The following is a 15323-nucleotide window of genomic DNA, read 5'->3' on the forward strand; positions in this document are numbered from 1 at the left end:
TTAGTAATATCAGATGAACCGAGGTGAAAGAATGTTTGCCTATACAATGCGAAGATTGTTTATGCTCGTACCAGTACTTATTGGGATGACATTAATTACATTTTCAATAGTACACCTTATACCCGGAAATCCAGCTCAAGTAATTCTGGGAGAAACTGCAAGTGAGACGGCTATTAAGAATTTAGAGGAGAGTATGGGGCTAAATGAACCATACGCCCTTCAATATACCTATTATGTATCTGACTTACTCCAAGGAGATTTAGGAACATCTTTAAAAACAAAAACCCCTATATCCGAAGAGATTTGGCCGTATATCGCCGCTACCTTCGAGTTAACCTTTTTTGCCATGTTATTTGCCATTATTATTGGTGTTAATGCAGGAATTATCAGTGCTTGGAAGCAAAATTCCTGGTTTGATTTCCTAGCAATGCTCGTTGCCTTAATTGGTGTTTCTATACCTGTCTTCTGGCTTGCATTAATGGAACAGTGGATTTTTGCACAGGAGCTTAGTTGGTTCCCTTCTAGCGGAAGGCAGGACAATCGCGATCCCATGGAACCCATTACATACTTTTTTGTTTTGGACTCCATTCTTCACGGAGACTTTTCAAGAACATTCACCGTGCTAAAACATTTAGTATTACCTAGTATCGCTTTAGGTACCATTCCAATGGCAATTATCGCAAGGATGACGCGTTCTAGCATGCTTGAGGTAATGAGGTCTGACTATATTCGTACCGTACAAGCGAAAGGATCTGGGCAGTTTCTTATCATCTATAAGCACGCATTAAAGAATGCACTTATCCCAGTATTAACGGTTATTGGATTACAGACTGGTGTTCTTCTAGGAGGAGCTATCCTAACGGAAACAATTTTTAGTTGGCCGGGCGTTGGGCGTTATATTTATGAGGCGATAACTTATCGAGATTATCCTGTTATCCAATCTGGAATTCTGATCATTGCGTTTCTATTTGTCATTATTAATCTAGTTGTCGACCTGCTCTATAAATTTATCGATCCTAGGATTAATTATTAGGGGGGGCAGGTCATGAAAATAAAAGAAAAAAATCCAAAATTAAACCAAAATAATAACAACCCTATCGACCAACAAATGGAGCAAGACGACATTCAAGTTACATCACCATGGAAGGATTCCTTAAGGCAATTAAGGAAAAATCGATTTGCGATAGCTGGATTAATTATTATCTTGTTTTTTGTTTTACTAGCAATATTTGCTCCACTGTTAACATCCTATGCCTACGATAAAACCGATATTGTAAATCGCTTGCAACCACCTTCTGGTGAGCATTGGTTTGGAACTGATGATGTAGGAAGAGATATATTCACCAGAATTGCTTATGGTGCAAGAATATCACTTCAAGTAGGTATATTTGCTGTCTCTGGAGCGCTTCTATTTGGAACAATACTAGGGATAGTTGCTGGGTATTATGGACGCTGGATTGACATGGTAATATCTCGGGTATTTGATATATTACTAGCATTCCCAAGTATACTTCTAGCAATTGCCATTGTAGCTATTCTAGGCTCATCACTTGAGAATGCACTAATCGCCATTGCCATCGTTAATATTCCGATTTTTGGTAGATTAATTCGTTCTAAGGTTATAAGTCTTAGAGAAGAAGAATTTGTTATGGCAGCAAAAGCACAAGGAATGAAAAATGGAAGAATAATATTACATCACATCCTACCAAATAGTGTAGCACCCATTATTGTCCAAGCAACGTTAAGCTTTGGTACTGCTATATTAGAGGCTGCTGCTTTAGGATTCTTAGGTCTTGGAGCACAACCACCAACACCAGAATGGGGGGCAATGCTTGCAGGTTCTCGAGACTTTATTCAGCTTGCACCATGGACATTAATTTTCCCGGGAGTATCAATTATGTTGGTTGTATTAGGATTTAACCTTATCGGAGACGGACTTCGGGATGCCCTAGATCCGAAGATGAAGAATTAGCAAGTACAGAATGAATCATGCCCCATAGCTACATGTCATCGAACTTAAATAAAAAATAGTTGATAGAGGGAGTTTCCCATAACATTGGGAAGTTCCCTTTTGTTATCTTTTATGTCATACAGGACCTCCCCTCTAACCTTTGCAGGGTGTGAAAATGCTTTTGATTGTTATTACTACAATTCCTTTCTTTAAATTTCCCTGTTGACACATATACTGAGTATATATATACTCAGTATATGTACTCAGTATATAAGGAGGTGGATGTTTGGAATGAATTTTATAGTGGAGTATCAATGGGAAATCTTTATTTTTGCAGAGGTTTTATCACTTGGTACATTATTGTTATTTGGTGTAGTGCGCTATTTTTTCAGTAAACGTAAGCTAAGTCTTATATTCATCCTTTTGTTTTTGATATTGCTCATGTTAGAAGCTACACTAGCACTTTTCATCTATCGGGAAACAGGAGAGATATCAACTTTCCAAATTGTGATTATTATTTTTATCATCTATGCTTGCACATTTGGAATTAGTGATTTTAAAAAGCTTGATCGTTGGATGCGATTAAGAATCGGGAATTGGCGTGGGATTGATTTATTGACAGAAAAAGATAGATACCTGATGAAGCAGCAAAGGGATCCTAGATATATAGCAAAAAGATATCGATATAGTTCAATTATCCATTTGCTGGTATTTGTGATAGCTCAAGGGATTTTTTGGGCCTATGGCCTAAGTGGACTCGATCAAGCTCTGAATTATTTAACCGATTTAACTTGGATTGGAACTGAAAACTTTCACGAAACTCCATATCCTAATGATTTTATATATGGAATTTCGCTTGTTTGGGGATTAGTTTTTATTATTGATTTTATTTATTCATGGTCTTATACCATTTTTCCATCAAAACAAAGAGGTGAATTGCATGATTAATGTAGTGGGTTTAAAAAAGGATTACAAAACTGGAAAAGAAGTAGTGCCTATTTTAAAGGGAGTAGATCTTACAATAGAAGAAGGGGAATTCGTTTGTATTATTGGGCCAAGTGGTTCTGGTAAAACAACTCTGCTCCATTTATTAGGTGGGTTAGATACTCCTACTTCTGGAATTATTTCATTAAATGGTTCGGAGCTAACTTCCAAAAAGGAAAAAGAGCGTACTCTAATACGTCGAAAAGAAATTGGATTAGTATTTCAAAATTATCAATTATTACCAACACTAACAGTCTATGAAAATATCATTTTCCCCTTACATGCGGATGGGAGAAAAGCATCTCATGAAGATGTTCAACAGTTATTAGAAGCTGTGGATTTAGTGGGTTATGAAAAAAGATTCCCTCATGAATTAAGTGGCGGACAGCAACAACGAGTGGCAATGGCAAGAGCACTAATTCACAAGCCTAAACTCCTTCTCGCTGATGAGCCAACAGGGAATTTAGACAGACAACGCTCCAGTGATATTTTGGACTTATTAGCAAAGTTTCATCACGAACAGAAACAAACCATCGTCATGGTAACCCATGATATGTTTGCAGCTGGATATGCTGACCGGATTATTTTATTTAAAGATGGTGTCATTGAAGCAGAAGTGAAAAGAGAGGATGATGATTATGCTAAATTCCTTGCTCGTTTCATGGCGTAATGTAACCCGACATAAAAAGCGCTTCTTTTTCACGCTTGTTGCCATTGTCTTAGGTGTAGCGGTTATGACAAGTATGTTTATTGCCAAGGATACATTTTCTAATTTAATGGATGAACAAGAACGGTTATATGCAGGTGATGCTGACTTTTGGGTGCAAAGTAATGAAGGCTACTTTGCAGAGAACGAATTAGAGTGGCTAAATAAAAAAGAAGAAGTAGAAGAAGGAGCTGCACTATTAGTTCAAAAAGGTTTTCTGGAAATGGAAACAGAACTTCCACAACAAGCCTCCGTTCGTTTTACAGGGGTTTCTGATTATAATAATGATTTAATCGAATTACCCGTTAAAGAAGGCGATGTAGCAAAAGAAGGGCTTATTATAACGGAAAATGCAGCAATTCTTTTAGGAAAAGAAGTTGGCGATAGTGTTTCTTTTCTGAACATGGGGACGTTAGAAATCACGGCTATTGTACATGAAGGGGCAATGTTAACTAGTCCGAAAACGTTGGATGCTGCCTTATTTCGGGATTTTCAAGTGATGGTTCCATTGGACACTCTGCAGAAATGGACTGATATGGAAAATCAAATATCTAATTTTAGATTTAATGTAAATCAAGTTACAGATGAAGAAGAAGTGTTAAAAACTTATCAGTCTGAGTTAGCTGGGTCTAATTTATTTGTTCAACCTATTGTTGTGGACAGTCAACAACATAATGATGTAGAAGGAGTATATTATGTGTTTGACCTCATTGCCATCCTGTCCATCTTCATTAGTGCTTTTATTGCCTTTAATATGGTCCATACGAGTATTATAGAAAGAAAAAGAGAAATAGCTATTATGAAGAGCCTTGGATATACAAGCGGAAATGTCATTCGTCTTGTGGTTCGAGAAATTGGATTTCTGGCTGTGATTGGAACAATTTTTGGTTTAGGTATTGGACTTATGCTTGGAATATACGTTCAAGATATATTAATAACAGCGATTACCTCTCAAAATATTATCTATGATGTTGTAATAATAGAGCCGTTAATTATTTCTGGGATTGTAGGAATCCTGTTCCCATTTCTAGCAGCTATTGTGCCATTATATAAGGCGGGAAAAATTCCGATTTTAGAAGCGATGTTCGAAAAAAATACAACATATTCTAGTCTGAACAAATTAAATATAGTTAGAGTTCTACTAGGTATTATTTGTACTGGTATTGGATTAATTGATAATGTATGGGCATTTTTACTTTTATTCGTTGGACTTGTCCTGTTGTTTCCATTATGGATGCGAGTTATTCAAAACATTATCGGTGCGATATTAACATTCTTCTTCGGATTTTCTGGAAAACAAGCGCTTCGGTCTATCAAACAATTTGAGAGAAGAAATGCAAGTACTGCAGCAATGCTTGCAATTGGTGTAAGCTTGGCCCTGTTTATGAGTGCAGCATTAGCATCTTTACCTGAAGGCATGGAGGAAGAAATTCGGGAAACTTTTGGTGGAGATATCATAGTTGAGAAAGAAACGCCATGGACAGATTCCGATTTAGATGTTGCCAAGGGGATAGAAGGTGTAAGCGGAGTAAATCCTTTTATAGAAGTCCCTAATGTTACTTGGAATACGAAGTCCGGGGACTTAAGGGAATTTTCTATCATGTCTTTTACGGATTTAAATAGTGCTGATACGTTTGAATTAGTAAATGAATCGAAAGAAAATAGTGAATTTCCCTCTCTCTATGTTGGGGAGCGCGCTCTAATGGAATGGGGTGGTTCAGTTGGTGATGTTCTATCCTTAAATACCCCAGCAGGTGAGCAAAGATTTTATGTAAAAGGGAGTGTTCAAACCTCCCATTATTCCAATTACGTCGCCTTTATGGAGGAGAGTAATATAAGAAGCGAGTTAAATTGGCCCCATAACTTCCATCTAATGATCGATGTAGATGATGAGGATACAATTTCCAATGTACTTTTTGTACTATGGAACAGTTTTGGCGAAACAATAATAGGTGCAAATCCAATTACTGTCAATATAGAACAATCGACGAGTGCATTAGAAGGTATGGATGAATTAATGCAAGGCTTATTATTGTTAATCATTGCTATTTCGGCAATTGGTATTAGCAATACCTTATTTATGAATACGATGGAACGAGTGAAGGAAATTGGCACAATGCGAGCAATAGGTTTTACAAAACGACAGGTCCAATTTATGATTATGGCGGAAGGTTTATTCATTGGTATTGCTGGTGTACTCGTTGGAACAGTGTATGGAATTTTGGTTATTTACCTAAATTCAATTTCAGCGGATGCTGGAGGATTACTTAGCTTTATCATACCTTGGATTAGTTTACTAATAGCTATAGCGGGTGGCATTCTGTTTACACTTCTTGCTTCATGGCTACCAAGTAATTCCGCATCACGTATATCAATCAAAGAAGCGATAAATTATGAGTAAGTGGGGATCAACATGTCCGTAAAACATTCATTACTTGCCTTATTATACGAAAAACCAAGACACGGCTATGAATTAAAAACAGAGTTTGAAGAATTAGTTCAAGGAATGTGGCCATTAAATGCTGGTCAAGTATATACAACTCTTGACCGTTTGGAACGAGATCTATTAGTAGAATCACCGGGCCATGACAAGAAGGACCGGAAGCTATATACCATTACCCAAGTAGGGAAAGAGGAGCTATGGGATTGGTTAGAAAAGCCAGTTGGAAGATCCTTATTTAAGGATGAATTTTACTTTAAGTTCCTTTGTGCAAGTCATGTATCATTTGAAAATAAGCTAAGTATGATCAGGAATCAAAAGGAAACCATGCTGAAGGATATTCTGCATCTAACACAATTACGGAAACAAATGACCTTATCCGATAATAAAACGATGAAAATGTTAATAGAAGGGGCCCTGCTTCATCTAGAAGCAGATATTAAGTGGTTGGATATGATAGTGGAAAGTAATTAGGTTGTATGGTGTCATTCTCGGATATAATATCATTAGGAATTTAGACTAAAATGAGGCTGGGACAAAAGTATTAAAGTCTAAAGAAAAACCAAACTATTGGGATTGGCGCATCAGACCCGCTCCGGAAATATACTCCGCTTTTACTTCCAGCACAGGGGCGACATCTGCTTGAAAGAACCATCGCAGTGTCTACCTTGCCGTGGGCGGCTGGTGAGCCTACAGGAGTCTCCGTATATTTCTGGAGCTAATGTATTAAACCATTCGGATTCTCCCTTTTAACTTTTAGTTATGTCTCAACCTCTAATCTTATTAATTATTGATATATTTCTCAAACACATCCCCAAAGTCTTTCTTGTGGTATTGTTCACGGATGGATGTTAACCACGAGAAGCCATATTCAGTAAGTTGTTTATACTGATCTGAAAGTTGGGTGTCATTTGTTCTAGAATTATGAAGCACCGCCACTGCTTTATCAAGACTTTGTTGTGCCACTTCCTGAATGGTATTGTTTTCATGAGTTAATTCAGCGATATACAGTAGTGCTTTGTACAGATCATTTAGACGATTAATTTCCTTTTTGTCAACATCAATGGAAATGCCAACATTTCCAATTGTAAATTTGATTTCTATATCAAGGTCCACTTTACCTGCTGTTTCAAGTAAAACATTAGATATTTTATTTTGCGAATAAGAATATCTTTTTAGCACTCGTTTGGATGATACTGCATTTTCTCCATCCACATGGATTAATGCCAAGTTAGTAAAGCAATATTCATCAGACTTTGTTTTAATCAAGAAATAAATCTTCTCATTATCCTCATGTCTAACATAATCATCAGAATCTGTTTTGTCATAATCCTCAGGGCCAATAATTTTGCCAATGTCTGATAAACCTAATGCGTCAGAAGCAAGTTTCTTTAACATAATAATCCCCTCTCCTACCAATATGTATCTAAGTTCACTACCATGTTACCACATTATTGTATGTGCGAAAGGGGACTTTATGCCTATTCCAAGCCATCTTCCATCGACATATTTCATCACAATACCCCTGTTGTTTTCCCTTCCAACGTCTATGAATTGAAAGCATCTGCATTATGCTTTTCGCACTCCAGAAAGCCGTTTTCTAGCTGTTCTAATATCTGGAGTTATTAAACGATGATTCCTCGCTTTAGCTAACCCGTACAAAGGCATATTTCCAAAAACGGCTTCATAATTGCCTTTTGGAACAGAATAGGTTTCGTGGTAAATTCCAACTGCTTCATTATCGCCTATCTTCTTATTAAATTCCCTCCATGCCGTTAAGTGTCTTGGTCCCTTTGCATAAGCCAACAAATCCTCTGTCGACCTCCAATAAGTAATCATTAATGTGGTTCTCAATCCAAAAAAACTTTCCATTGAAAGAAATCCCAATTCTTCCTTATGCTCATACAGTTCTCGAATCATTGGCGGCATTGCCTTAAACACCGGTAGCCACTTTCCAAATGCCAATCTCTTATTAATCCGCATTCCGATTAAAAATACTACAATATCCTCGTCATTGTCTGTTGTGTAGCGCCCTGGAAACAATTGTTTTCCCATCTTTATACCCCCTTATGATAATTTAGCAATCGTATCTTTACACCATCCAATTTCAGCAGTTGTTATCCGCTTCCCATAATCCAAAGTGAACAGCCAATATTGCGCATCTGCACTATCCAGAGAATGCATTCGAATAGTGGATTCAATACCTTCATATGTGTCATATCTCTTTTGTAATATCTCATGGTAATTTTGTAAGAATTCAACCGTAGTATCATTATCTTGATGACGACCAAAGAAAAGCTTCAACAACACTTCATTTTTATTCACCGGTATGTCTTCTAAAGGAAACTGTAACCAATTCCTCAACTCTTCTTCTCCTTTTACCGTAAGAAAGTATTCCTTTTTATCTGGTTTTCCTTCTTGGATGGAGTCTTCAACTGTTGCTAATCCCTCCTCCACCAACTGTTTTAATGTAGGATAAATTTGACCATAGCTAATTTTCCAGAAGTGGTTCAAACTATTATCGATCATTTGTTTAATTTGATAACCTGTTCTGCATCCTGTGGTAAGTATCCCTAATATTGCATATCTGGTTTGATTTGTCTTTTTCATGTTTGCACCTATCTTTTTGATATATATCTTTATGATATATCGTACCAAAATAGACTAGTGATTTCAAATGATTTTTTGAAAATTTTAAAAAATTTTTATCATTAAAACGGAATATTTCCATTTACTTTTACCCCGATTGATTGTATATTACTTAGGGACACGAAATAAGTTTTATAAGCAGAAGTGCCTGGTTAGGGACTACGGACAGGGACTGCGATCACTCGCCCAACCGAAGACATTTGCGCCTGGCCATGCCAGGTGGGTCAACGTTGTTACGCAAAGTAACAGTTTTAGTTGATCTCGCAAGTCCCCAGGCGCTGTAGCTAGACAAAAAGGAAGGGCGAGACAACAATGGCTTTATTCTTCCAAGAATGGTCTTCGCAGCTTAGGACATATAATCAAAATATTAAACTAGCAATATGGGCCAACATTTTTTCCCAAATTGGGATGGGAATGTTTATGGTCATGTACAATATTTACATTCAAGAAATAGGACTCAGCCATGAGGTTAATGGTCAAGTTATTGCGCTAACTGCACTTGCAACAGCTATCATTCTAGTACCTGCAGGGATTATGAGTGATAAACTCGGTAGAAAACGCGTGATGATCTTTGGTGTTGTATTAACGGGACTTATATTATTTTTACGGAGTATTGTAGAGGCACAAACACTTCTATTACTAACTGGTTTTGCAACAGGTATATTCACAGCATTCCTACAGGTCTCCTCCATACCATGGTTAGCTGAAAATTCTAATCCGAAGCAGCGTGTTCATCTATTTAGCTTACACTCTGCCATCATGACAGCGGCTAATGTTATTGGTAGTTTACTAGGTGGTACCTTAACAGATTTCTTCACGTTATTTACTACAGAATTAAGTAGTATCCGGATTACCTTGATTATTGGTAGTATTTTTTATGTTCTAGCGTTTTTCCCCATTCTAAAAATGGTGGAAAGACCAAAGCAAAAACTGGATAAGAGTGAGAAGATTCCCTTTCAGGAATTCTTTCGGAGTAATAGAACAGGGTTTAAAATCATTATACTATTTGCTATATCTCAATTAATCATCGGTTTTGGTAGTGGGCTTGTTATTCCATATTTAAATCTTTATTTTGCCGATCGATTTGCTGCTTCTAATTCGGTCATTGGATTAATCATATCCTTAGGGCAAGCAGCGACTACTGTTGCCATGTTTATTGGACCATTAGTCGTGAAAAAGGTTGGCGAGGTGCGGGCCGTTGTTTACTTACAGCTTTCATCCCTACCATTCTTATTACTGACTGCCTATACCGAAAATCTACTCCTTGCAAGTCTCGGATTTCTCTTCCGACAAGCACTTATGAATGCCGGAAATCCAATTCAATCTTCTTTAATGATGTCTAAAGTAGATGACTCTGTGAAAGGGCTAGCAAACTCCATTAACCAGATGGTGTTCCAGCTCGGTTGGGCACTAATGGGACCAGTATCTACATCCATTGTTATGGTATATGGAGCTTATTGGGGATATGCACATGTCTTCTCCATTACAGCAGGTTTATATTTAGTGGGATCCTTATATTTCTTTATTGTTTTCCGCCGATTAAAGTCAACCGATGATTAAAATATATAAAGGGGACAGTCCCTCACCACTTTAACGCGCTAAATTGGTGAGGGACTGTCCCCTTCTACTCATAATCTAATTGTTATTTCTTCACCTTGTGAACTCTTTACTTCTAATATGGTTGTTCCTCGATGGTATTTTGCTTCTTTGATAGCTATCTTAAGAAGAGGTTTTAATAGTTTATTGTTGATTGGAGATTTACTAATTGGTGTTAATTCATTGGAGTAATGGTCGGATTTAGTTATTTTCTTCCAAACAAAGTTTGTTAGCATGATAGTAGTTGCAAAATTTAATGCAAAGTAAGGTACAAGAATTGTAAATTTACGATCAGATTTTACCTTTATCTTTACCATACTTTTACCCTACTCAATGAATATCGCAACTTTGTCACCATCACCTGAAGTTATATCAACAATTTGTCCTTCTACCTTTTGGTCAATTGCCTCCAAGATTAAGTCTACATCTAGATCCTGCACATACTTCTTTGAATCTGGTAAACTAGCCGCAATCCCATGACCAGCTTTAAGCACTGCATGGCACAGTCTAATAGGCAAATTAACATTTACATTGTCATTATCATGTGATTGAATACGAATTTTCAATGTCTTATCCATATAGTTGGATGAGCTTACCTTTTTTGATGGGCCTTCCTTTTCCTTTAATAAAGAAATCAATTCGGCAGCTTTATCAGCATCAATTTTCCCTTGCTCCATCATACTTAATATCCTTGCAACTTCGTCTTTCATGTTTATCCCCCTTATTCTTTTAACATTTTAATCGCTTCATCTGCTGTTATTTCTCCCCGTTCTAGCATCCCAACAATCTTACGTTCATCCATGGTGGTTTTGTCGTTAGAATCATGTCCAAGCGCTTGCACGATGTCACTCAATTTGCCTCTTACTGTTGGATAGGATATTCCTAGCTCCTTCTCCACTTCCTTTATGTTTCCTCTACAAACTAGGAAGGTTTCAATAAATTGAAGCTGCTCCTTTGAAAGTAAATGGAACTTAGGAAGTTCAAATTCATTTTCAATAACTGTATTGCAGTGGTTACATTGAAGCTTTGTAATGGTTAGTGTATCGCTACAAACAGGACAACGGGTTAATAAAGTGTGGGTCATAAATGGTTTCCTTTCCTTATTTTGGTATTATTATATATCATTATACACATATTGTAAATAACGTATTAAGATAATTAATATTTTATCTAAAAAATATTAATTAATTCAACTATCCGATTAAAATATTCAATCAACAGATATTCTGAACATACTACTCCTAGGTGAATATCTTATATAAAAGTGCTTTATTGGAGGGATCCTATGCAAACATTCTATACCATACAGTCAGGGGATACATTGGGTGCTATAGCTAATCGCTTTGGGATTGCAACTAAAGCCCTCATTGCAGCAAATAACATCACATCCCCTGATACCATATTCATTGGGCAACAACTATCCATCCCACCTGGAATAAATCGCTATAGGGTTAAAATAGGGGATACACTTTATAACATAGCTCTTCAATTTAGAATTCCAACTTCAGTCATTATTCAAGCAAATAACTTAAAAGCACCATACACCATTTTTCCAAATCAACTTTTAGTAATTCCACCTGGTCTTCCATTCTACATGGTGCAGCCTGGTGACACATTGTACCAAATCGGCTTACGCTATAATGTGATGACCGCTGGAAGAGTGAACACAGATGTTATTCGCTCTACCAACAACCTATCTTCTACCGTGATTTACCCTGGAATGCGGCTCATGATTCCATATGCTCCTCTTGGTGAAGATGGGATGATTGCCTACACCGCTGGGCAAGTAGAAGGTTTCGATATCTGGCTTTACGATCTAGCAAATGGGAATACACATAAACTTACAAATGGATTAGGAGAATCTTCCTCTGTCCCATATTGGTCACCAAACCGTGAAAAGATCGCGTTTGTGGGCAGGAACAACATTATTTATATCATTAATATTTCAACAGGTTCAGTTGCACAAATAGATCAGCTAGCTGAGGGGTTAGGTGCCTACCTAGATTGGTCGGCTGACAGTCAAACCCTCGCCTACGCAAAACAAAACCAAATTATGCTTTATAATATTAATACGCACCGTGCACAAATAATTAACCAATCAGAAGCTACGGATGTGCAATGGTTCCCAACTGGCAATCAATTACTTTTTCAGGCAACAGATGAGAATGGGTTTAGTCAACTATACCGTGTTCAAGCTACTGGTACTGGACTTACGCAAATCACCGCAAACACAGGTGGAAGATATAATAATGTCCGCCTCTCCCCAAATGGCCGGTACATTCTCTATACGACACCAGGGGTTAGCATCTCCATTATTCATATTATCGATTTAGTAACTGGAAATATATTCGAGGTTGAGGGAGGACCATTAGCGAAGAACTACTTTCCAACCTGGTCTAATGATTCCTCGTCCATTGCCTTTAGTGCTACAGTGCTAGAAGAACTAGGATATTTTTCATTTATAAGAATTGCCAACTATCAGGGGGTTAATGAACAGACAATCGCCATTTCAAACTGCTTCTCTACCCCTGTTGATTGGTCACCAAACGGTGCAAAGATAGCTTATCTATCTGGTTGTACAACCGAATCATTCGCTAGTGAACTTTGGGTAACGGATATAAGAAGCCAAGTAACAAGAAAATTAGTAACTCAACCTAACATTATGGCCATAAAATGGGCACCAATATCACCTAAAGAAACGCTAGCAACATATCGAAATAACCAGTTTCGCGTTCAATTTCAGTATCCATCACACTGGGAGCAAATCACTCCGGAGCGATACGAAGGAACCAACGGATTTTTTCAATTAGCTGCGATATCATCACCAGCTTCCATTGACATTGTTTGCCAGAATGAAGCAAACCATATGTTAATGCCCTATGGCTCTGATCCACATATCAACCCCACATTAATTCAGAACCAAGAAGCCTGTTTCATATACCCTTCTTCTGACCAGCCACCAGAAATGAACAATCAAGCGGCATTAATCATTCGTTACCCTAATCCAATTACTATTGGTGAAGACACATACCAATCCTTCATCTTATGGGCAGATAGAAAACATATTAATGTAATTGGTTCGACCGTTAGATTTCTATAAAGTTCTAGGGAGGTAAAATCCACACCTCCCTTTTCCTATGTCAAAAGCACTATATTCTTCACATTAACTTAACACTGGCTTTACATTACATTGGTATAATTTACTATATATAATTTTGGTTTGTGTGGGGGATAAAATTGAACAACAAGAAGAAAAAAACTAGTGACAGAAAAGGAATTAGTCTCAGAAAAAGATTGTTAATCATATTCCTTTCCTTATTAACAATTTCTGTTATTGCAGTTGGAATAAGCTCCTACTCCATAGCTAGGAATACTACAATGGAGGCTATTGAAAAAAGACTATTAAGTGAAGTAGATCTAACAAGTGATCTCGCTAGCAATTTAAAATTCACGTATGTTAGTGATGAAGATTACTTCTGGCAACAACTTGAAATCAGTGTACGTTCTCAAAAGGTTAAGCTTGATAGCGATGGAATGAAATCCGATTATTTTTACATAACTGAGAATAATGTAGTACCGTTTAAAATTAGTGAAGAAACCTTATTAGAAATACCAGCATCCCTAATCTCAGCCATTCAAGAAAAGGAACACGGGACCATTCATCAATCCGTTAACGGGGAAGATTATACAGTGAGCTTTGTTGAGATGGATGAAATAAATGGAACTTATGTTGTAATGGTACAAACCTCTAGCTATATGGGGAGTATCAATCAAATGGCTTATTTCATGATTGGTATTATTATTGTTAGTATTTTAATTGCAACCATCACCGTTCTTCTTTTCGTTCGCGGTATTACGAACCCATTAAGTTTGCTTAGGGAAAAGATGAAGAATGTTCGTAATGGAAACTTGCAAGAGGACACCTTTACAATTAAAACAACAATACCTGAAATATCCTCATTAGTAAAAAGCTATCATGCGATGGTTACATATATGAGGTCTATGCTAAATCAAATTAATGATACAACCACCCATCTTGAACAAACTGGAAGTGAGCTACAACAATCATCTGAAGGGACACTTGCATCGAGCCAGGACCTTATAGAGGCCATCATCGCGGTCAAAAATGGTGCCGAACAAACTGCAAGTAGTTCTGAAGGAAGCTCGGAATCCTTCCAATCCATAAAGCAAAAAATTGAAAAGATGATTAGTAGCATGGAGACTATTTTCTCGAATGCACGTGACATGGACATCTCAGCAAAGCACGGTGAAAAAAATATATCAGAACTTATTAATACCGTGGATACATTTAATCAAGACTTCGACCATCTAACTTCAACCATTCATCATGTTCAAACCTATTCTAATTCCATAAGTCAGCTGGTTGGATTAATTCAAGGTATAGCAGATCAAACAAAGCTCCTATCGTTAAACGCGTCGATTGAAGCTGCAAGAGCAGGGGATGCTGGAAAAGGATTTGCAGTAGTCGCAAGCGAGGTTGGTAAACTTGCTGAACAATCATCTAGTGCAGCAGAACAAATAACAGAATCCATTACAAATATGGACACGATTACAAATACCGCAACAAAAGAATTCGAGCAGATGCTTACCAAAACAAAAACGACATTAACTAAATCAAGTGAATCGAAACTATCCATCAATGAGATGATGCAAGAAATATTTGAAGTTAGCACCGAACTGGAACGGTTACAAGATGACCTGAAATTACTAGAACAACTCCTCCCTCCACTTGAAAGAGAGACAGTTGGATTCTTATCCGTATCCCAGGAAACACTAGCTAGTGCCGAGGAGATGTTAGCTAGTAGTGAAAGTCAAGTGAAGCAAATGGAACATACACATGAGGTTGGAATAAAGCTTACCAATATATCAAAATCACTATTAGAAAGCACCAAACAATATAAAACATAAAACAAAAGACTGGCTAAATGCCAGTCTTTTTTTATATTCATCAAGGGGGGGAAGATGAAAATTCAATA

15 protein-coding genes are annotated in these 15323 nt (G+C 37.2%); 9 read left to right on the plus strand and 6 right to left on the minus strand.

Annotated elements, in window-relative coordinates:
- Positions 1 to 31: 31 nt before the first annotated feature.
- From TY11_RS04350 to TY11_RS04375, 6 genes are all read left to right on the plus strand, one after another.
- Positions 32 to 1033, plus strand: a complete 1002-nt coding sequence (locus TY11_RS04350) for an ABC transporter permease (protein WP_042143293.1) — start codon at positions 32 to 34, stop codon at positions 1031 to 1033.
- A gap of 75 nt (positions 1034 to 1108) precedes the next feature.
- On the plus strand, positions 1109 to 1972 hold the full coding sequence (locus TY11_RS04355) for an ABC transporter permease (protein ID WP_369797386.1): 864 nt from the start codon (positions 1109 to 1111) through the stop codon (positions 1970 to 1972).
- Between the two features lie 270 nt (positions 1973 to 2242).
- A complete protein-coding gene (locus TY11_RS04360; RefSeq protein WP_042143420.1) occupies positions 2243 to 2899 on the plus strand; it encodes a hypothetical protein in 657 nt (218 codons plus the stop codon).
- On the plus strand, positions 2892 to 3605 hold the full coding sequence (locus tag TY11_RS04365; RefSeq protein ID WP_042143297.1) for an ABC transporter ATP-binding protein: 714 nt from the start codon (positions 2892 to 2894) through the stop codon (positions 3603 to 3605). The genes TY11_RS04360 and TY11_RS04365 overlap by 8 nt, the downstream gene beginning before the upstream one ends.
- Positions 3574 to 6042, plus strand: a complete 2469-nt coding sequence (locus tag TY11_RS04370) for an ABC transporter permease (RefSeq protein WP_042143299.1) — start codon at positions 3574 to 3576, stop codon at positions 6040 to 6042. Before TY11_RS04365 ends, TY11_RS04370 begins: the two co-directional genes overlap by 32 nt.
- A gap of 12 nt (positions 6043 to 6054) precedes the next feature.
- Positions 6055 to 6555 carry a PadR family transcriptional regulator gene (locus tag TY11_RS04375; protein WP_042143301.1) on the plus strand — a complete coding sequence of 167 codons (501 nt, stop codon included), beginning with the start codon at positions 6055 to 6057 and terminating at the stop codon, positions 6553 to 6555.
- Positions 6556 to 6864: 309 nt separating this feature from the next.
- On the opposite strand, the gene TY11_RS04380 is transcribed toward TY11_RS04375, so the two are convergent.
- The 3 genes from TY11_RS04380 to TY11_RS04390 all read right to left on the minus strand — a co-directional run bounded on the left by TY11_RS04380 (position 6865) and on the right by TY11_RS04390 (position 8691).
- Positions 6865 to 7479, minus strand: a complete 615-nt coding sequence (locus TY11_RS04380; RefSeq protein WP_042143305.1) for a PH domain-containing protein — start codon at positions 7477 to 7479, stop codon at positions 6865 to 6867.
- 171 nt (positions 7480 to 7650) lie between these two features.
- Positions 7651 to 8136 (minus strand): DUF4188 domain-containing protein, encoded by a 486-nt coding sequence (locus TY11_RS04385; RefSeq protein WP_042143307.1) that lies wholly within the window; start codon positions 8134 to 8136, stop codon positions 7651 to 7653.
- 12 nt (positions 8137 to 8148) lie between these two features.
- Positions 8149 to 8691 carry a PadR family transcriptional regulator gene (locus TY11_RS04390; protein ID WP_042143309.1) on the minus strand — a complete coding sequence of 181 codons (543 nt, stop codon included), beginning with the start codon at positions 8689 to 8691 and terminating at the stop codon, positions 8149 to 8151.
- Positions 8692 to 9042: 351 nt separating this feature from the next.
- Here TY11_RS04390 and TY11_RS04395 point away from each other — a divergent pair, with 351 nt between their 5' ends.
- Positions 9043 to 10290: an MFS transporter gene (locus TY11_RS04395; RefSeq protein ID WP_042143312.1), complete on the plus strand. Its 1248-nt coding sequence runs from the start codon at positions 9043 to 9045 to the stop codon at positions 10288 to 10290.
- 68 nt (positions 10291 to 10358) lie between these two features.
- Here the strand turns inward: TY11_RS04395 and TY11_RS04400 are convergent, their stop codons facing one another.
- Genes TY11_RS04400 through TY11_RS04410 form a run of 3 tightly spaced genes read right to left on the minus strand, consistent with a single transcriptional unit; the run spans position 10359 to position 11410 of the window.
- A complete protein-coding gene (locus tag TY11_RS04400; RefSeq protein WP_042143314.1) occupies positions 10359 to 10643 on the minus strand; it encodes a hypothetical protein in 285 nt (94 codons plus the stop codon).
- Between the two features lie 9 nt (positions 10644 to 10652).
- Entirely contained in the window at positions 10653 to 11036 is a 384-nt protein-coding gene (locus TY11_RS04405; protein WP_042143316.1) for an SHOCT-like domain-containing protein, read from the minus strand.
- A gap of 11 nt (positions 11037 to 11047) precedes the next feature.
- Complete coding sequence (locus TY11_RS04410; RefSeq protein ID WP_042143318.1) at positions 11048 to 11410, minus strand: DUF2089 domain-containing protein; 363 nt, start codon at positions 11408 to 11410, stop codon at positions 11048 to 11050.
- Positions 11411 to 11611: 201 nt separating this feature from the next.
- Here TY11_RS04410 and TY11_RS19770 point away from each other — a divergent pair, with 201 nt between their 5' ends.
- Both TY11_RS19770 and TY11_RS04420 read left to right on the plus strand, forming a co-directional pair.
- Entirely contained in the window at positions 11612 to 13426 is a 1815-nt protein-coding gene (locus TY11_RS19770; protein WP_052345720.1) for a LysM peptidoglycan-binding domain-containing protein, read from the plus strand.
- Positions 13427 to 13563: 137 nt separating this feature from the next.
- Entirely contained in the window at positions 13564 to 15255 is a 1692-nt protein-coding gene (locus TY11_RS04420; protein ID WP_052345721.1) for a methyl-accepting chemotaxis protein, read from the plus strand.
- The last annotated feature ends 68 nt before the right edge of the window (positions 15256 to 15323 follow it).

The sequence above is a fragment of the Paucisalibacillus algeriensis genome, from assembly GCF_000577245.1.
In the GTDB taxonomy this organism is placed as follows: domain Bacteria; phylum Bacillota; class Bacilli; order Bacillales; family Amphibacillaceae; genus Ornithinibacillus.